Raw genomic sequence first — 18,548 nt, forward strand, 5'->3', positions numbered from 1 at the left:
TGCCCCTGAACTTTACAGACTTAACGAATCAAGGCATTATCTGCCAGTCAAAATTTGGCTGAGAGATAGCCCAAGAGGATTAAATGGCAAAAGAAGACGTAATTGAATTGCAAGGTACCGTTCTGGACACCCTGCCAAACACCATGTTCCGCGTAGAACTGGAGAACGGCCACGTAGTGACTGCACACATCTCTGGTAAGATGCGCAAAAACTACATCCGTATCCTGACTGGTGACAAAGTTACCGTTGAGATGACACCTTACGACTTGTCGAAAGGTCGCATCATCTTCCGCGCGCGCTAATCCTCACGTCTCGCGAATACAAAAAAACCCGGCTTATGCCGGGTTTTGTCGTATTTACGCTTTCGTATTAAGCGGGTTCCATCTCATCACTGAAACTGAAGGTCAGCTGATCGTTTTTCACGCCAACTTTGACCGTTCCGCCATTAACCAGACAGCCGAATAGCAACTCGTTTGCCAGATTCTTTTTCACGTAATCCTGCATCACACGCGCCATAGGGCGAGCACCCATTGATTTATCGTAGCCTTTCTCCGACAACCAAAGCTTCGCTTTGTCTGTGACTTCAAGAGAAACACCGCGTGCATCAAGTTGTGCCTGCAGTTCCACAATGAACTTATCAACAACCTGAAGGATGATGCTCTGATCCAGATGGTTGAACCAAATGATGTTATCAAGACGGTTTCGGAATTCTGGTGAGAATACCTTCTTAATTTCCGACATCGCATCAAGGCTATGATCTTGTTGGATAAGACCAATCGACTTACGCACGGTTTCGGTAACACCCGCATTGGTCGTCATCACCAAAATCACATTACGGAAATCAGCTTTACGGCCATTGTTATCCGTCAGCGTGCCATTATCCATGACTTGCAGTAGCAAGTTGAACACATCAGGGTGGGCTTTTTCGATTTCATCAAGAAGCACAACACAGTGCGGGTGCTTAATAACGGCATCAGTTAGCAGACCACCTTGGTCATACCCAACGTAACCAGGAGGCGCACCAATCAAACGGCTCACCGTGTGACGTTCCATGTACTCAGACATGTCAAAGCGCTGAAGCTCAATGCCCATTGCCCGTGCAAGCTGAACAGTAACCTCTGTTTTACCTACCCCTGTAGGGCCAGCAAACAGGAATGAACCAACAGGTTTGTTTTCCGCACCTAACCCAGCACGGCTGAGCTTGATTGCTTCACAAAGCGCACCAATCGCATCGTCCTGCCCGAACACCAGCATTTTAAGCTTCTGGTCCAGCGATTGCAGAACGTCTCTATCTGTTGATGACACGGACTTCTCAGGGATACGCGCCATTTTTGCAATCATGGCTTCGATATCACCGACACCCACGGTCTTCTTACGCTTGCTCGCTGGCGCAAGGCGGCAACGTGCACCCGCTTCATCGATCACGTCAATCGCCTTATCCGGTAAGTGACGCTCGTTAATGTATTTGGCAGATAGCTCAACCGCAGCACGAATCGCTTTATTGGTATAGCGAACTTCATGGTGTGCTTCGTATTTAGGCTTAAGACCCATCAGAATCTTCGTGGTGTCATCCAATGATGGTTCAACAACATCAATTTTCTGGAAGCGACGTGCCAGTGCGCGTTCTTTTTCAAAAATGTTGCTGTATTCCTGATACGTGGTTGAACCGATGCAACGCAACTTACCACTTGAGAGAAGAGGCTTAATCAAGTTAGCCGCGTCAACCTGACCACCCGATGCAGCACCTGCACCGATAATGGTGTGTATTTCATCGATAAACAGAACCGCGTGGTCTTCTTTTTCTAGCTGCTTAAGAATGCTCTTAAAGCGCTTCTCGAAATCACCGCGATATTTCGTACCCGCTAACAACGAGCCAATATCCAGCGAGTAAATGATGCAGTCTTGGATAATGTCAGGAACCTGACCTTCAACGATACGCCATGCAAGACCTTCTGCAATCGCCGTTTTACCCACACCGGCTTCACCGACGAGTAAGGGGTTGTTCTTGCGACGACGACACAGTACCTGAATAGTACGCTCTAATTCTTTGTCACGGCCAATCAGCGGGTCGATACCACCAACACGTGCTAGCTGGTTAAGGTTGGTAGCAAAGTTCTCTAAACGCTCTTCTCCGCCCTCTACAGTCGCTTCTTCAGATGACATATCCGAGCCAGGAAGCTCTTCATCAGAATTTGAAGATTTGGTCGTACCGTGAGAAATGTAATTAACCACATCCAATCGGCTAATATCGTTTTTCTTGAGTAGATAGGCGGCGTGTGATTCTTGCTCACTAAAAATCGCAACAAGAACGTTTGCGCCACTCACTTCGCTACGACCGGAAGATTGCACATGGAACACCGCGCGCTGCAATACACGCTGGAAACTTAGCGTAGGCTGAGTTTCGCGGTTGTCGTCGTCAACAGGGATGAGTGGGGTTGTCTGTTCAATAAAAGCTTCTAGCTCTTTACGAAGAGCATCAAGGTCTGCACGGCAGGCTAACAAAGCCTCTCGGGCTGCCACATTTTCTAGAAGCGCCAATAGCAGATGTTCTACCGTCATAAACTCATGACGTTTTTCTCGTGCTCTTGCAAAAGCCCCGTTGAGGCTTGCTTCGAGTTCTTTGTTTAGCATAAGGCACCTCCCTTAAAACCACATTCTGGTGTGCCGGAGAGAAAACAGTATCTCCTACTTAAGCTTTCTCCATCGTGCACAATAGTGGGTGTTGATGTTCTTTCGCGTACATCATTACTTGTGCGACCTTCATTTCCGCAACTTCTGCAGTGAAGACGCCACATATCGCTTTGCCTTCATAGTGAACTGCTAGCATCAGTTGCGTTGCCTTTTCCAAATCCATGGAAAAGAACCGCTGTAACACCTCTACAACAAACTCCATGGGGGTGTAATCGTCATTATTCAATAGCACTTTGTATAACGACGGCGGTTTGACTTTGGTTTCTTCCGCCTCTTTGACATCAGAGTCAGGAACTATCCACTCGTACATTTTACTCATAACTGTTTACAATACTTAAGGTAGCGCATCTGCTCTTTACGAAACAACTATTTATGACGTTGTTTTGTGGACTTGAACATCAGATACAAAAAACACTACCACTCCTTAAAACGTAATTCACAGATTGTATTCCAGCAACCGCGACAATGCTATGTTGATGCCCTTTCGCGTTTGCACTTTTAGCGCAACAGCCCAATTTCAGATCAACCATGCTCGTAAGAGTGCGCAACGTCACTTTCATTCACGCCTTCAACATCTCACTTAGTCTGTGCCCCTAGTTAGATGTCAAACATTTCAGACATCACATCGTACTTCTCAGCGAGAGCACAGACAGGAATGATGTCTCGAAAAAGAAAAACTTAATTCTCTGAGTAAAAAACGATAGATATATTATTCACGTCAGGAATATATTGATTTTGGTGTATTAATCATTAAATTCAGTCACTCGATAAATACACTGTTCATACTTACGTTTCAGCTAATTATCTAACATCTCTCATGTCATATCATCGCATTTGAGAATTTGACTAATCGACAAAAAAGTAGATAGCCCAATGAATACAGCCTCTTGAGCGGGAATCATGTGGTTAATTTATGAAACAATATGTCACAAAGTGATACCCACATCATCCTTCTCGCAGAACTTAGGTTATTTTTATTAAAATGTTGTTATCTAGCCTCTCTCGGGCTTGACTGCCTAAATCTTTCTACTAGAGTGTGAATTGAAGTAAAAACATACAGTTTAATAATCAATCTATGTGGCTACATAGTCTGTCTGTTTTGCTTGTTAGTTATGCAATTTAAATGCAAGAGGGATGTTTCGCATGGCAACTGGTACAGTTAAATGGTTTAACAACGCTAAGGGCTTCGGGTTTATTTGCCCAGACGAAGGTGAGGGAGATATCTTCGCCCACTACTCAACGATCCAGATGGACGGTTATCGCACGCTCAAAGCAGGCCAAACCGTGAACTATGAAGTGCAGGAAGGCCCCAAGGGTTACCATGCCAGCCAAATTGTTCCAGTAGAAAACGAAGCATTAAAATAATAGTGTTGCTAGATTAAATTTTTCGCTGCCGGAAGGTCGATATTCAGAAGAGCGGACATAGAGTTCGCTCTTTTTGTATTTGTACGTCTAAAAAGGTTGAATTGAAAATCCTAGGTTTCAGTGAGCGCAGAGCAACTGTCAACGGTATACAAGGCACCTTAATTGGAACAGGACAAATTGCAAAAAAAAAGCCCGGCTATTAAGCCGGGCTTTTTGATATTTCTTGATATTTCGAGCGATTACATCTGCTCAATCATGTCCTGTGCGAACTCAGAACATTTACGCAGTGTTGCACCGTCCATCAGACGCTCAAAATCATAGGTCACAGTCTTGTTGCTGATCGCTTTTTCCATTGAGCTAATGATAAGGTCAGCGGCTTCAGTCCAACCTAGGTGGCGAAGCATCATCTCAGCAGACAGAATCAACGAGCCTGGGTTTACCTTGTCCTGACCTGCATACTTAGGTGCAGTACCATGCGTCGCTTCAAACAGAGCGATGCCGTCACCGATGTTTGCACCAGGAGCGATACCAATACCACCAACTTGTGCAGCCAGTGCATCAGACACATAGTCGCCGTTCAGGTTCATGGTTGCGATAACATCATATTCTGCAGGGCGAAGCAGGATTTGCTGTAGGAACGCATCTGCAATCACATCTTTGATGATGATTTCTTTACCCGTGTTAGGGTTTTTCAGCGTCATCCAAGGGCCACCGTCTAGCAGCTCTGCGCCAAATTCTTCTTTTGCTACTTCATAGCCCCAATCTTTGAAGGCACCTTCGGTGAACTTCATGATGTTGCCTTTGTGAACCAGCGTCATTGAATCACGATCGTTGTCGATGGTGTATTGGATCGCCGCGCGCACAAGACGTTTTGTGCCTTGCTCTGAAACTGGCTTGATACCAATACCACATTCCTCGTCGAAACGGATTTTCGTTGCACCCATTTCTTCTTTCAGGAATTTGATTACTTTGTCTGCTTCTGCAGTGCCGGCTTTAAACTCTACGCCTGCGTAGATATCTTCTGAGTTCTCACGGTAAATAACCATGTCAGTAAGCTCAGGCTGTTTCAGCGGGCTTGGTACACCTTCGAAGTAACGTACTGGGCGAGCACAGATGTAGAGGTCAAGCTCTTGGCGGAGCGCAACGTTCAACGAACGGATACCACCACCAACTGGGGTAGTTAGAGGGCCTTTAATTGCTACTTTGTAATCACGAATAAAATCCAGTGTTTCAGTTGGCAGCCATTGGTCTTCACCATAAACTTGCGTTGACTTCTCACCGGTGTAGATTTCCATCCAGGAGATCTTACGGTCACCGCCGTAAGCTTTCTCAACTGCCGCATCTACAACCTTGATCATTGCAGGGCTAACATCAACACCAATGCCATCACCTTCAATGTAAGGAATGATTGGATTATTAGGAACGACCAGTTTGCCGTTTTCTACTGCAATTTTATCACCGGCCGGTACGACTACTTTACTTTCCATTTAATTCTCCTAGCGTCCATTTTTTTATTTTGCGCTTCACCAAACAGAGCAATTGTCTGTCATGCTGCGACTCAAATAACAACTTGCTGTAGCACGTCAGGTAATTGTTCTGCTTGGTATAACATGCGGGCAAAAGAATACTGTAAATCCCGCAACACGCCAATCACATTATTCCATGTATAATACGGAGGTCTCATTTGTTACCTGACCTGATTGACACGAATTCATGACGTTTAAAACTGCCCCTAAAAGAAACACGAACAAGTCGGCTTCAAAGCCAAACTTTCGACGCACTTCACGCCGACAATCGGATAAACCTGCACGCCCTAAGGGGCCGACCAAGGTGATTCTATTCAATAAACCTTTCAACACCCTGACACAGTTTACGGGTGAGCCGGGCGATTCGACGCTGGCAGACTACATACCAGTAAAAGATGTTTACCCTGCTGGGCGATTGGATAAAGACAGTGAAGGCCTTCTGGTTTTAACCAACGACGGCATCTTACAAGCACGTCTTACACAGCCTAAGTCAAAGTCAAAGTCCGCCAAAGTGTATTGGGTTCAAGTCGAGGGTATACCCAGCGAGGAGTCCTTAACGAAATTGCGTGATGGCGTTGAGCTAAACGATGGTTGGACATTGCCCGCAGGTGCTGAGCTAATGGATGCACCTGACGTATGGGATCGCAATCCACCTATCCGCCACCGACCGAGCATTCCCACAACATGGATAGCGATTACGTTGACGGAAGGCCGTAACCGACAGGTCCGTCGAATGACGGCCGCCATTGGACACCCGACATTGCGTCTTATACGCCATAAAATGGCAGACTGGACAGTCGAAGGCTTGCAACCAGGCGAATGGCGAGAGGTACCAGCACCGATGCGGAATAATGGCAACTAATTGTGACCAATATCTCATCTGTATCAGCGTAAATCTTTCTGTTAAACTCTGCCCCCGATTAATTTGGAACTAGATATTTCGTCATGTCAGATAACAGCAGCAAAAAAGTTATTGTCGGTATGTCCGGCGGCGTCGACTCCTCAGTGTCCGCTTACTTACTGAAGCAACAAGGCTATCAGGTAGAAGGCCTTTTCATGAAAAACTGGGAAGAAGATGATAACGACGAGTACTGCTCGGCAGCGGAAGATCTGGCCGATGCACAGGCCGTCTGTGACAAGTTGGGTATCCACTTGCACACCATCAACTTCGCCGCGGAGTATTGGGACAATGTATTCGAGCATTTCTTAACCGAATACAAAGCGGGTCGTACACCAAACCCGGATATCCTGTGTAACAAAGAAATTAAATTTAAAGCCTTCCTCGAGTTTGCGGATGAAGTATTAGACGCAGATTTCATTGCAATGGGTCATTACGTGCGCCGTACTTTCCCAACGCAAGAAGGCGAAAAAGCACAAATGTTGCGTGGTCTTGATAACAACAAAGACCAAAGCTATTTCTTGTACACCTTAAGCCATGAGCAAGTTGCTCGTAGCTTATTCCCTGTCGGCGATCTGGAAAAGCCAGAAGTACGCCGTATTGCGGAAGAACAGGACTTGATCACCGCGAAGAAGAAAGACTCAACCGGTATCTGTTTTATCGGCGAACGAAAATTCACTGATTTTCTGTCAAAATTCTTGCCTGCTCAGCCAGGCGTGATTGAAACAGTAGATGGTGAGGAAATCGGTGAACACCAAGGTCTGATGTATCACACCTTGGGTCAACGTAAAGGTCTTCACATTGGTGGTCAAAAAGGGGGCAACGGCAACGAAGCACCTTGGTATGTTGTCGACAAAGATGTTGAACGTAACGTACTTATTGTCGCGCAAGGCAGTGATCACCCTCGCCTTTTCTCGAATGGCCTGATTGCAGGACAACTGCACTGGGTTGATCGCGAAACAATTACCGAACCATTGAAGTGCACCGTAAAAACGCGATACCGCCAGACCGACATATCATGTACCATCGAGCCAATCGATGGAGACCAGATCAAAGTGATCTTTGACGAGCCACAAGCGGCCGTTACCCCTGGTCAATCTGCGGTATTTTATAGCGATGATGTTTGCCTAGGTGGCGGCATCATTGAGCAGCGTATTTAAGGAGCAATAATCAGTGGCTAATACTTTGTTTGATCGTACTATCGCATTCGCAAGTATCTGTCAGTCCGTCAAATTGGTACAGGACGTTGCCCGTTCAGGAAGCTGTGACTATGATGCGCTCAGCGCAAGCCTGAACAGTATTATCGTCACTAACCCTGCTTCTACACTGGAGGTTTTCGGTAAAGAAGAAAACCTCACCTTGGGTTTAACCACCCTCGTAAATGAATTGGATAACAGCCCAGGTGGCAGCGAGCTCACCCGTTATCTGATTAACCTTCTGGCTCTAGAACGCAAACTTTCCGGTCGTCGAGACAGCCTTGCTCAGCTCGGCGATCGTATAGAGACTGTTCAGCGCCAAATTCAACACTTTGACCTGCTTGATGATCAAATGATCAGCAATCTCGCCAGCATATACCTGGATACCATTAGCCCATTGGGCCCACGCATTCAGGTAACTGGCACCCCTGCACAATTGCAACAGACTGGCGTTCAGCACAAGGTTCGTGCGCTACTGCTGTCTGGCATTCGCAGTGCAGTGCTGTGGCGTCAGGTTGGCGGCAAACGTCGTCACCTCATCTTCGGCCGCAAGCAAATGATTGAGCAGGCCAAAATTATCCTAGCCCGAAATTCGTAATATTAATTCAGGAGAGAGCCCATGGAACTGTCAGCATTGACAGCTGTTTCACCGGTTGATGGCCGTTACGGGACGAAAACGATTGCGTTGCGTTCTATCTTCAGTGAGTTTGGTCTACTGAAGTACCGCACTATCGTAGAAATCCGTTGGCTGCAGAAACTGGCTGCAACAGATGCCATCAAGGAAGTACCGGCATTCAGCGCAGAAGCCAATGCACTGCTCGATAAAATCGCCACAGAATTCAGCGAAGCTGACGCGATGCGTATCAAAGAGATCGAGCGCACCACCAACCACGACGTAAAAGCGGTTGAGTACTTCCTGAAAGAAAAAGTGGCTGACAATGCAGAACTGAACGCGGTTAACGAGTTCATTCACTTTGCATGTACTTCTGAAGACATCAACAACACCTCTCACGCTCTGATGCTTAAAGAAGCGCGTGAAACCGTGATCCTGCCAGAAATCCGTAACGTGATTGACGCGATCAAAGCTCTGGCCGTGGAATACCGTGAAGTTCCTCTTCTGTCTCGTACGCACGGTCAGCCAGCATCGCCTTCGACCATGGGTAAAGAAATGGCGAACGTGGCGTACCGTATGGAGCGTCAGTACAAGCAAATTGAAAACGTTGAAATTCTAGCGAAAATTAACGGTGCAGTAGGTAACTACAACGCACACATTTCCGCGTACCCAGAAATCGACTGGCACCAGTTTAGCGAAGCGTTCATCACTGAGTCGCTTGGCGTTACGTGGAACCCATATACCACGCAAATCGAACCCCACGATTACATCGCTGAGCTGTTCGATGCGATTGCACGTTTCAACACCATTCTGATCGATTTCGACCGTGACGTTTGGGGTTACATTGCACTGGGTCACTTCAAGCAAAAAACCATTGCTGGCGAAATTGGTTCTTCAACCATGCCGCATAAAGTAAACCCAATCGACTTCGAAAACTCAGAAGGTAATCTGGGTCTGGCGAATGCAGTGTTCGGTCATCTGGCGCAGAAACTGCCAATCTCTCGCTGGCAGCGCGATCTTACAGACTCTACCGTTCTGCGTAACCTTGGCGTTGGCGTTGGCTATGCAATCATTGCCTACACCTCGACCCTGAAAGGCATCAGCAAGCTGGAAGTGAACCAAGCGGCACTGGAAGCAGAGCTGGACAAAAACTGGGAAGTACTGGCAGAGCCTGTACAAACCGTTATGCGTCGTTACGGCATCGAGAAGCCATACGAGAAGCTGAAAGAGCTGACTCGTGGTAAGCGTGTTGATGGCGAAGGCATGCGTGCATTTATCGATGGTCTGGAACTGCCAGAGCATGAGAAAGCGCGCCTGAAAGAAATGACCCCAGCAAATTACATCGGTGATGCAATCAAGCTGACAGATATGCTGTAAGCATTTCGCTCTTCATTAAAAAGCCCGCTTAGTCGGGCTTTTTTATTGCCTGTTTATTCCCTTTATTGTTGAAAACTGCCTATCCACGCCGTTTACGGTTATACTCTCCTCCAATTTCAAGTAACCGCATTACCCCTATGTATCAGTTAAATTTTGACCTGAACGAATTCCTTACGCGCTTCTGGCATAAAGAGCCAGTTGTGATTAAAAACGGCTTCGTCGACTTTGAAGACCCTATCTCGCCTGACGAAGTAGCGGGTCTTGCGATGGAAGAAGAAATCGACTCTCGCTTCGTTTCAAACGTGGATGGTGACTGGCAAGTGCAACACGGTCCGTTTGAGAGTTTTGAAAGCTTCCCAGACACGCATTCGCAGCTTATCGTTCAAGCAGCAAACCACTGGCACCCAGGGCTTCGCGCATTTTCAGAACCCTTCCGTGGACTGCCAAATTGGCTTTTCGATGACGTGATGATCTGCCTGTCTATGCCAGAAGGTGGCGTAGGCCCGCACATCGATCAGTACGATGTATTTATCTGTCAGGGTATGGGTAAGCGTCGCTGGCGTGTAGGCGAAAAAGGTGAATACAAAGATGCAAACCACCACACGGGTTTGCGCCAGATTGAAGGTTTCGACCCAATCATTGACGAGATCCTGGAACCGGGTGACATTCTGTACATCCCACCAGGTTTCCCGCATGAAGGTAACACTATCGACGTGTCACTGAGCTACTCGATTGGCTACCGTTCACCGAAGAAACAAGAATTGCTGAACGGCTACGCAGACTACGTCATTTCCAATGACAAAGGTGATATTCACTATCACAACCCAGAGATCCAAACCCGTGATGAGCACGGCATGATCCCGAAAGCGGAATACAACGCACTGAATGACATGCTGATGAAACTCATCAATGACGAAGATGCCAAAGCTCGCTGGATGGGTGAACAATTGAGTACGTCTCGTCACGAACTCGACATCATGCCTGCAGATCCACCATGGCAATCAGACGAGCTTCAGCAATTCTTAGCAGACGGCTTATTCCTTGAAAAAGTGTCTGGTATGAAAGCGCTCTACCATGAGAACAACTCAAACGTTGTTTTCATCAATGGTGAAACTATCGAACTGCCAGAAGGCTGCGAAACGTTCGGCAAAGTGCTGTGCGACTTCGAAGATTTCTCCATCGATGAGCTGGGCCCGTTAGCGAATAACCCTGCCGTGTTGGCTCTGTTGCTTGACCTCTGCAACCAAGGTTTGTGGTACCCGCAAGCATAACGGTTACCTACAGGCCCTTGTCGAGCCGCTAACATAAAGATTTCGCTAAAAAGCCTTCTTCAGAGAAGGCTTTTTTATCAATAAGATAAACCCTATTCTATCATTTATTTCCATATTTCTGGAATTGTAGTATTGACGATGCCTCACTTTGCCCTTATATTTCGATAAAAATCGAAATGAAATTTTCTAGAGGTCTTTGATGTCACCAGAATTCATCACCATGTTAAAAGAAGCGGCAAATATGTTTGCCTTTCTCGCTGTCGAGCTAACTATTCTCTTTCTAGCAATAAGTTACCTTGTGGGCATTTTGCAGGAATACATTACACCAGCAAAAATTCAATCCATCCTAAGTTCAAGAAACGGTAAAGGATATTTCATTGCCGCATTGCTTGGCTCAATCACGCCATTTTGCTCTTGCTCGACCATCCCATTCTTAAAGGGATTGCTGCGCGCCAGAGCTGGCTTTGGTCCAATGATGGTGTTCTTGTTTGCAAGTCCGCTGCTTAATCCAGTCATCATCGGTTTGTTCGTGGTGACATTTGGTGTGAATGTCGCGGTGTTCTACTTTGCCATTGCAATGTCTGTCTCTGTCATCAGTGGCTATGCACTTGAGAAACTGGGCTTTGAAAAGTACGTGCGTAAAGAAGCTTACGAAACCACAGAGTCTTCTTCTGGTTGCGGCACCTCGTGCGGCGAAAAGGCAGAGAAAGTGGAAAAGACATCTTGCTGCGATGAAAAACCGGCACCCGTCACATCATGCTGTGACGCAAAACCTGAGCCAGTGTCTTGCTGTGCAACCGCAGAAATCGATTTGAACGCGAATGGTCAAGCAACCATGACAGTAAAAGAAGAAAACCGCTGGGTACGCGTATGGCGTTCAACATGGAAAGATTTTAAACAGGTACTGCCTTACTTGTTACTGGGTATCTCTGTGGGTTCATTCATCTATGGATTTATCCCAACAGACTTGATTGCGAAATACGCAGGTGACGCAACGTGGTACGCCATCCCAGTCGCAGCGATTATTGGTATTCCGCTTTACATCCGCGCAGAAGCTGTTATTCCACTGAGTGCGGCGTTGGTGAAGAAAGGCATGGCCATGGGTTCAGTCATGGCATTGATTATCGGCAGTGCCGGCGCAAGTTTAACGGAAGTGATTTTGCTGAAATCACTGTTTAAAAACCAGATGATCGCGGCATTTCTCACCGTCATTCTTGGCATGGCGATCGCTGCAGGGTTCCTATACACCTACCTGTTTGGATAACACCCAAATAGACTCGGAAAAAACAAAGGCAGGGTTTCCCCTGCCTTTTTATCTACACATGAATCTGTGTACAAGAAACGGCGTGATAGTCCGTTCCTTTCAATCGAGGTTTCTCCTCTGCACAGGACGCGGTAGCCTGCGGACATCGGGTGCGGAAGACACAACCAGATGGCGGGTTCATCGGCGACGGTAATTCACCTTCCAACAATTGAATGGTTTTACTACGTTCTAGTTTAGGATCAGGGATCGGCACGGCAGACATCAACGCTTTGGTGTAGGGGTGCGCTGGGCTATCAAACAACGCTTTTCCCTCAGCAAGTTCGACCGCATTACCTAAGTACATTACCAAGACACGATCTGAAATGTGCTTAACCACCGACAGATCGTGCGCGATGAATATCAGGCTAAGACCCATTTCCTTCTGAAGCTCCTTCAGAAGGTTAACCACCTGCGCTTGGATTGACACGTCCAGTGCAGAGACCGGCTCATCACATATCACCAGCTTAGGCTTTAAGATCAATGCGCGAGCAATACCAATTCGCTGGCACTGGCCACCTGAAAACTCGTGCGGGTAACGGTTGATCACGTTTGGCAACAAGCCAACACGCGTCATCATCGCCTGAACCTCTTGCTTCACTTCTTCCTTCGACAATTCCGGATAGAAAGTCTTTAGTGGTTCAGCAATGATGTCACCCACTGTCATACGCGGGTTCAATGAAGCCAAAGGGTCTTGGAAAATCATCTGGATTTCTTTGCGCTTCTCACGCATCGCTTTGGCATCCAAAGACGTCAGATCGTCACCCAGCCATACCACCTGGCCTTCGGTCGCTTCAACTAACCCAATCAGGGCACGAGCAAACGTTGATTTACCACAACCAGACTCACCCACTACACCCAGAGTTTCCCCTTCGTAGAGTTTTATATTTACGCCATCTACGGCTTTCAGCACGCCTGGTTTTGCCCACGGCCACACCGACGTTGACGCAATATTGAAGTGAACTTTTAAATCTTTAATATCCAGCAGAAGCTTCTTTTCTACAGCACTCATTACCAAGCCTCCACATTAGAAAAACACGCGCGCAAACGGCCATTTTCGTAAGGAGTCAATATTGGCGACTCGCTCTTGCAGCGGTCAGTCACTCGATGACAACGGTCTTGATACGGACAACCCGGTGGCAGTTTTAGCAAGTTAGGTGGGTTACCTGGAATAGTCGGTAACACGTCACCCTCGGTATCCAAACGCGGGATCGCCTTAAGCAAGCCCTCAGTGTATGGGTGGCTTGGCGTATAGAAAATCTCATCGACCTTACCATATTCCATCGTGCGCCCAGCATACATCACAAGCACTTTGTCACACGAACCTGCAACCACACCTAAGTCATGGGTGATCATGATGATGGCTGTATTGAACTCAGATTTCAGCTCATTCAACAGTTCCATGATTTGCGCTTGAACAGTTACATCCAGCGCCGTTGTAGGCTCATCAGCGATCAGCAGTTTCGGACGGCAAAGCAAGGCCATTGCAATCATCACACGCTGGCGCATACCACCTGAGAATTCATGCGGGTACATGGTAATACGCTTACGCGCTTCAGGAATTTTCACCGCTTCTAACATACGAACGGATTCTTCGAACGCCTCCGCTTTTCCCATGCCTTTGTGCAGCATCAAGACTTCCATCAACTGATCGCTTACCTTCATGAATGGGTTCAGCGATGTCATTGGGTCTTGGAAAATCATCGCAATCTGCTCTGCACGAATTTTATTCAGTTCTTTTTCCGGCAGATTGAGAATTTCGCGTCCTTCAAATTTGGCACTGCCTGATACAATGCCGTTCTTCGCCAACAGACCCATGATGGAAAACACGGTCTGGCTTTTACCTGAACCTGACTCACCCACAATACCCAGTGTTTCACCGCTATCGAGTGAGAAATTCAGATCGTTCACTGCGGTTACCAACCCATCTTGGGTTTTAAACTCTACGCGCAGATCTTTAACATCTAATAGGCCCATACTTCCTCCTTATCGATCCTTTGGATCCAGCGCATCTCGCAATCCATCGCCCACATAGTTAAAACACAGCAATGTGGTCACCATAAACAAGGTTGGGAAGGCCAATTGCCAAATAGCCAATTCCATCGTCTGAGATCCTTCCTGAAGCAATGCGCCCCAGCTCGTCATTGGCTCTTGTACACCAAGGCCAAGGAAACTTAGGAAAGACTCAATCAAAATCATGCTCGGGATAAGAAGCGTTGAGTAAACCGCAACAATACCCAGTACGTTTGGCACAATATGGCGAAGGATAATGTTCTTCGTACTAACACCGCTTACATGTGCCGCTTCAATAAACTCTTTATTACGAAGGCTCAGCGTTTGGCCACGGACAATACGTGCCATGTCGAGCCATGCAATCGCACCAATCGCGACAAAGATAAGGGCAATGTTCCGGCCAAAGAAGGTCACCAGTACGATAACCAAGAACATAAATGGGATCGCATTCAGGATTTCCAAAATACGCATCATAACGCGGTCCGTACGGCCGCCGATATAACCTGAAGTTGCGCCATATACCGTGCCGATAGCTACAGCAACCAGTGCCCCCATCAGACCTACCATCAATGAAATCTGACCACCAATCAGGGTGCGAACATAAAGGTCACGGCCTAGTGCGTCTGTACCAAATACATGACCATCTTCACCAAAGGATGGCGCAGCGTGCATGGCATACCAATCAGTATCATCAAACGCGTAAGTGGCAAACATCGGACCAACAATGACCCATGCGGTAATACACACGAGTATAAACAAGCTGGTCATTGCCGCTTTGTTGCGCATAAAACGAATACGTGCGTCCTGCCAAAGGCTTCGGCCCTCAACCTCTAATTTGGCGGAGAAATTGTCGAGAGCTTCGTTATTTTCTTCTTTTTTCAACAGCATAATTTAAACCTCAATAACGAATCTTCGGATCCAACCATGCCAATAAAATATCGACAATAGCGTTGAAGATGATAAACAGCGCACCAATCAGGATGGTGATCCCCATTACCAGTGAGTAATCACGGTTAAATGCAGCGTTAACGAACAACTTACCGATACCTGGCAAACCAAAGATAGTTTCGATAACCACCGAGCCTGTGATGATGCCGACAAACGCCGGTCCCATATAGGAAACAACAGGCAGCATTGCCGGACGGAGCGCATGCTTAATCACGATGTAATGCATGCTCAAGCCTTTCGCTTTCGCTGTACGGATGAAGTTACTGTTTAAGGTTTCAATCATGCTTCCGCGTGTAATACGCGCAAACGTAGCAATATAAAGGAATGACATCGCCACAATTGGCAAAATCATATATTGGATTGCGCCGCCATTCCAACCACCCGCGGGTAGCCAGCCCAACCCAATCGAGAAGATGTAAATCAAAACGGGAGCAAGTACAAATGACGGCAAGACAACACCAAACATGGATGTCGACATCACCAAATAATCAAGCCAACTGTTTTGCCGCAGCGCGGCCACCGTTCCAATGGTCACACCCAACACAACCGTCAAAATGAAGGCGTAAAAACCCACTTTTGCAGACACAGGTAATGCCGAACCGACTAGCTCATTTACGGTGTAATCTTTGTATTTAAACGAAGGGCCAAAGTCGCCCTGGAGAACATTGCCTAAGTAGGTGGTGTATTGTTCGAGTAAAGGTTTATCCAATCCATACTTGGCATTGATGTTTTGCATTACCTCGGGCGGTAATGGTTTTTCAGATGAGAATGGGTTTCCTGGCGCAAAACGCATCAAGAAAAATGAAATCGTAATCAACACCAACAAGGTTGGTATTGCTTCCAGTGTACGAGTAAAAATCAATCTAAACATAAAGCATCCTACTTATACTCACACGACGTTGAGATAAAAACTTCAACAAGCTTGTCTTGTCTCATCAAAGCGCGGAAATGATGACTAAGCGAGTTAAAGTGAACTACCGTAACCCAAGATGACGCGAGAAAACTGCTTTTACGCGATTGAATTAATGGGCCGAATTACGCGCCGTATAACGCAAATCAAGAATACTTTTTCCTGCGTTAAACATTGCGATATCGTCTTTTTTCGACATCTTGAAGTGGTTTGAGTATACGTTCCTGAAAACATGCGTCTGTGGTTTCACCACAGACGCATGGAATATCCCTGTAATTATTGTGCTTTGATGTACAAATCTTTTGAGTAGATGTTGTCTTGCGGGTTTTTATCAGGGTAACCACCTACATCCGTACCAACCAAACGAGGTTGAACGTATTGGAAAATAGGTGCAATAGGCATGTCTTGAGCAAGTTGCGCTTCAGCAATTGCATAGAAACCATTTCGCTCTTCGTCAGTTTTTGCGACTTTAGCTGCATCATGCATAGCTTTGTCGAAAATCTCACTCGAGTATTTCTGGTCGTTATTACCGTTGTTCGTCATCGCGATAGCTAGGAACGAAGATGCTTCATTGTAATCTGCACACCAGCCAGCGCGGCGAACATCAAAGTTACCTTGCTTACTGTTGTCTAGGTACGTTTTCCACTCTTGGTTCTCAAGTGTTACGTTCACGTAGCCACCCAGTGATTTCTTCCACATTGACTGAATAGCTACAGCAGTCTTCTTGTGGTTTTCGCTGGTGTTGTAAAGCAAGGTGAAATCTAGCGGGTTGCCAGGACCAAAGCCTGCAGCAGACAGCAACTCTTTCGCTTCTTCTACACGCTGCTTCTGGTTCAAGGTTGCATACTCTGGCGCATCCGGAGAGAAGCCCGTAATACCGCTGTGAGTTAGTGCATAAGCAGGCGTCTGACCTTGACCCCAAATCGCGTTAGATACGATGTCACGATCGATAGAATAAGACAGTGCTTTACGGACGCGAGCGTCATCGAAAGGTGCTTTTTGGGTGTTGAAACCATAGTAGTAAGTACATAGGTTAGGTGAAACTACCACGTTTTCAGGATATTGCTTTTTCAAACGACGGAACTGCTCGTTTGGCACTTCGTACGTAATATCAATTTCACCAGAAAGGAAACGGTTCATTTCCGCATTTTGGTTTTCGATTGGCAGGAAAGTGACTTTATCGATGACGGTGTCAGCGTTGTCCCAGTAATTTTCATTACGCTCAAGTACGATTTTTTCGTTAACGACCCAGTCGGTCAGTTTGAACGCACCATTACTGACGAAGTTACCCGGCTTGGTCCAAGCATCACCATGTTTTTCAACGGTCGCTTTGTGGACTGGGTACATGGTGGTGTGCGCCATCATTTTTACGAAATACGGCAGAGGAACTTCGGTTTCAATAACGAGTGTGTGATCGTCAATCGCCTTCACACCTAGCTCATCAACCGATTTTTTCGCCGAAATGATATCTTTCGCGCCCTTCATTTGGGTCTTCTCGATATACCATGCATAAGGAGAAGCGGTCGCAGGGTCAACAGCGCGCTTGAAGCTGTACTCAAAATCCTGTGCCGTTACAGGATCGCCATTTGACCATTTGGCATCTTTACGGATTTTGAATGTGAATGTTTGGTTGTCGTCTGAAGACCAAGACTCAGCAATACCCGGAATGGTATTACCCACATCATCCTGAATAACCAGGCCTTCCATTAGATCACGAAGAACGTGAGACTCAGGCACACCCTCAACTTTGTGCGGATCCAGTGTTGCCACTTCCGTACCATTACCGCGCACGAGTTCTTGTACTGGTGCTAATTTTACGCCAGCAGGTACTTCTGCGGCTGTAACAGTCATAGACGCTGACGCCAGTGCCATACCGGCACCCATCAGCAGGGCCTGAGTGATTTTGTTCTTATACATGCAGATACTCCAAATTATCTCTTAAATGCATCCATGGCACTCCCCGATATCGAAACAACGACGCTTTCCTAAGCAGTCATCTCTTCCGAAAATATGCCTCGTAACGGAGAATTATTTGGAACATTACCAATCATCAAAGCAATTTGCCACAAAAACGAAATAAAAAGTCACAAAAATCCAACCAATGAGCATATAACAACACAAATGACCATTTATCACTCGATGAATGGTTTTATTCATCACTCCTATGCCTTTAAAAAGTCAATTATCGCAGAATATATCAACATTGATTAATAAGTGAGCATTATAATCTGTTAACACTACAAACAGTTACAAAACATGTCGCAGTCACGCTATTAACTAGGCATTAACAAATGCCGCACCAATATGAGATGCATAACATTTCAATTTAGATGAATATGCCCAGTCCGAGATCTCACTCGCTTCATAGCAGGCAATAGAGAAGGGAATTACAGAATAAGATGGACATAACCCCAAGATAAAAAAGGTTATGTTATTGGCT

The 18,548-nt window shown here is 46.5% G+C and carries 16 protein-coding genes; 8 read left to right on the forward strand and 8 right to left on the reverse strand.

Annotated elements, in window-relative coordinates:
* Positions 1-83: 83 nt before the first annotated feature.
* Positions 84-302 carry a translation initiation factor IF-1 gene (infA, locus tag LRP49_RS08530; RefSeq protein WP_016961517.1) on the forward strand — a complete coding sequence of 73 codons (219 nt, stop codon included), beginning with the start codon at positions 84-86 and terminating at the stop codon, positions 300-302.
* Positions 303-369: 67 nt separating this feature from the next.
* Here the strand turns inward: infA and clpA are convergent, their stop codons facing one another.
* Together clpA and clpS are read right to left on the reverse strand one after the other, a co-directional pair.
* The gene (gene clpA, locus LRP49_RS08535; protein WP_274141630.1) at positions 370-2,631 is read right to left on the reverse strand and encodes an ATP-dependent Clp protease ATP-binding subunit ClpA; all 2,262 of its coding nucleotides are present in this window, start codon (positions 2,629-2,631) and stop codon (positions 370-372) included.
* Positions 2,632-2,689: 58 nt separating this feature from the next.
* Positions 2,690-3,010 carry an ATP-dependent Clp protease adapter ClpS gene (gene clpS, locus LRP49_RS08540; RefSeq protein WP_274141631.1) on the reverse strand — a complete coding sequence of 107 codons (321 nt, stop codon included), beginning with the start codon at positions 3,008-3,010 and terminating at the stop codon, positions 2,690-2,692.
* An 824-nt stretch (positions 3,011-3,834) separates the two neighbouring features.
* Here clpS and cspD point away from each other — a divergent pair.
* Positions 3,835-4,056 carry a cold shock domain-containing protein CspD gene (gene cspD, locus LRP49_RS08545; protein WP_078751316.1) on the forward strand — a complete coding sequence of 74 codons (222 nt, stop codon included), beginning with the start codon at positions 3,835-3,837 and terminating at the stop codon, positions 4,054-4,056.
* 239 nt (positions 4,057-4,295) lie between these two features.
* Here cspD and icd read toward each other — a convergent pair whose 3' ends face one another.
* On the reverse strand, positions 4,296-5,543 hold the full coding sequence (gene icd / locus LRP49_RS08550) for an NADP-dependent isocitrate dehydrogenase (RefSeq protein ID WP_274141632.1): 1,248 nt from the start codon (positions 5,541-5,543) through the stop codon (positions 4,296-4,298).
* Positions 5,544-5,769: 226 nt separating this feature from the next.
* On the opposite strand from icd, the gene LRP49_RS08555 reads away from it, so the two are divergent.
* The 6 genes from LRP49_RS08555 to LRP49_RS08580 all read left to right on the forward strand — a co-directional run bounded on the left by LRP49_RS08555 (position 5,770) and on the right by LRP49_RS08580 (position 12,201).
* A complete protein-coding gene (locus LRP49_RS08555) occupies positions 5,770-6,444 on the forward strand; it encodes a pseudouridine synthase (protein WP_274141634.1) in 675 nt (224 codons plus the stop codon).
* A gap of 83 nt (positions 6,445-6,527) precedes the next feature.
* Positions 6,528-7,640, forward strand: coding sequence for a tRNA 2-thiouridine(34) synthase MnmA (gene mnmA, locus LRP49_RS08560; protein WP_274141635.1), 1,113 nt, complete (start codon positions 6,528-6,530; stop codon positions 7,638-7,640).
* 13 nt (positions 7,641-7,653) lie between these two features.
* The gene (hflD, locus tag LRP49_RS08565; RefSeq protein WP_274141637.1) at positions 7,654-8,274 is read left to right on the forward strand and encodes a high frequency lysogenization protein HflD; all 621 of its coding nucleotides are present in this window, start codon (positions 7,654-7,656) and stop codon (positions 8,272-8,274) included.
* 21 nt (positions 8,275-8,295) lie between these two features.
* Positions 8,296-9,666, forward strand: a complete 1,371-nt coding sequence (gene purB / locus LRP49_RS08570; RefSeq protein ID WP_274141638.1) for an adenylosuccinate lyase — start codon at positions 8,296-8,298, stop codon at positions 9,664-9,666.
* 137 nt (positions 9,667-9,803) lie between these two features.
* On the forward strand, positions 9,804-10,937 hold the full coding sequence (locus LRP49_RS08575) for a ribosomal protein uL16 3-hydroxylase (RefSeq protein WP_274141639.1): 1,134 nt from the start codon (positions 9,804-9,806) through the stop codon (positions 10,935-10,937).
* A 199-nt stretch (positions 10,938-11,136) separates the two neighbouring features.
* A complete protein-coding gene (locus LRP49_RS08580; protein WP_274141640.1) occupies positions 11,137-12,201 on the forward strand; it encodes a permease in 1,065 nt (354 codons plus the stop codon).
* 52 nt (positions 12,202-12,253) lie between these two features.
* Here LRP49_RS08580 and oppF read toward each other — a convergent pair whose 3' ends face one another.
* The 5 genes from oppF to LRP49_RS08605 all read right to left on the reverse strand — a co-directional run bounded on the left by oppF (position 12,254) and on the right by LRP49_RS08605 (position 18,025).
* Positions 12,254-13,249 (reverse strand): murein tripeptide/oligopeptide ABC transporter ATP binding protein OppF, encoded by a 996-nt coding sequence (oppF, locus tag LRP49_RS08585; protein ID WP_274141641.1) that lies wholly within the window; start codon positions 13,247-13,249, stop codon positions 12,254-12,256.
* Positions 13,249-14,214 carry an ABC transporter ATP-binding protein gene (oppD, locus tag LRP49_RS08590; RefSeq protein WP_274141642.1) on the reverse strand — a complete coding sequence of 322 codons (966 nt, stop codon included), beginning with the start codon at positions 14,212-14,214 and terminating at the stop codon, positions 13,249-13,251. The genes oppF and oppD overlap by 1 nt, the downstream gene beginning before the upstream one ends.
* 9 nt (positions 14,215-14,223) lie before the next feature.
* Positions 14,224-15,135 carry an oligopeptide ABC transporter permease OppC gene (gene oppC / locus LRP49_RS08595; RefSeq protein ID WP_274141939.1) on the reverse strand — a complete coding sequence of 304 codons (912 nt, stop codon included), beginning with the start codon at positions 15,133-15,135 and terminating at the stop codon, positions 14,224-14,226.
* Between the two features lie 13 nt (positions 15,136-15,148).
* Positions 15,149-16,069: an oligopeptide ABC transporter permease OppB gene (gene oppB, locus LRP49_RS08600; RefSeq protein ID WP_274141643.1), complete on the reverse strand. Its 921-nt coding sequence runs from the start codon at positions 16,067-16,069 to the stop codon at positions 15,149-15,151.
* A gap of 315 nt (positions 16,070-16,384) precedes the next feature.
* On the reverse strand, positions 16,385-18,025 hold the full coding sequence (locus LRP49_RS08605) for an ABC transporter substrate-binding protein (RefSeq protein WP_274141644.1): 1,641 nt from the start codon (positions 18,023-18,025) through the stop codon (positions 16,385-16,387).
* Between the last annotated feature and the right edge of the window lie 523 nt (positions 18,026-18,548).

Source organism: Enterovibrio qingdaonensis (assembly GCF_028683135.1).
Taxonomy (GTDB): Bacteria; Pseudomonadota; Gammaproteobacteria; order Enterobacterales; family Vibrionaceae; genus Enterovibrio; species Enterovibrio qingdaonensis.

Bases quoted from the DNA above. Each gene is read 5' to 3' on its own strand.
- oppB (WP_274141643.1), bottom strand. From the start codon at position 16,069: ATGTTTAGATTGATTTTTACTCGTACACTGGAAGCAATACCAACCTTG.
- LRP49_RS08580 (WP_274141640.1), top strand. From the start codon at position 11,137: ATGTCACCAGAATTCATCACCATGTTAAAAGAAGCGGCAAATATGTTT.
- mnmA (WP_274141635.1), top strand. From the start codon at position 6,528: ATGTCAGATAACAGCAGCAAAAAAGTTATTGTCGGTATGTCCGGCGGC.
- LRP49_RS08575 (WP_274141639.1), top strand. From the start codon at position 9,804: ATGTATCAGTTAAATTTTGACCTGAACGAATTCCTTACGCGCTTCTGG.
- cspD (WP_078751316.1), top strand. From the start codon at position 3,835: ATGGCAACTGGTACAGTTAAATGGTTTAACAACGCTAAGGGCTTCGGG.
- oppD (WP_274141642.1), bottom strand. From the start codon at position 14,214: ATGGGCCTATTAGATGTTAAAGATCTGCGCGTAGAGTTTAAAACCCAA.
- oppF (WP_274141641.1), bottom strand. From the start codon at position 13,249: ATGAGTGCTGTAGAAAAGAAGCTTCTGCTGGATATTAAAGATTTAAAA.
- icd (WP_274141632.1), bottom strand. From the start codon at position 5,543: ATGGAAAGTAAAGTAGTCGTACCGGCCGGTGATAAAATTGCAGTAGAA.
- purB (WP_274141638.1), top strand. From the start codon at position 8,296: ATGGAACTGTCAGCATTGACAGCTGTTTCACCGGTTGATGGCCGTTAC.
- infA (WP_016961517.1), top strand. From the start codon at position 84: ATGGCAAAAGAAGACGTAATTGAATTGCAAGGTACCGTTCTGGACACC.
- clpA (WP_274141630.1), bottom strand. From the start codon at position 2,631: ATGCTAAACAAAGAACTCGAAGCAAGCCTCAACGGGGCTTTTGCAAGA.
- LRP49_RS08605 (WP_274141644.1), bottom strand. From the start codon at position 18,025: ATGTATAAGAACAAAATCACTCAGGCCCTGCTGATGGGTGCCGGTATG.
- clpS (WP_274141631.1), bottom strand. From the start codon at position 3,010: ATGAGTAAAATGTACGAGTGGATAGTTCCTGACTCTGATGTCAAAGAG.
- LRP49_RS08555 (WP_274141634.1), top strand. From the start codon at position 5,770: ATGACGTTTAAAACTGCCCCTAAAAGAAACACGAACAAGTCGGCTTCA.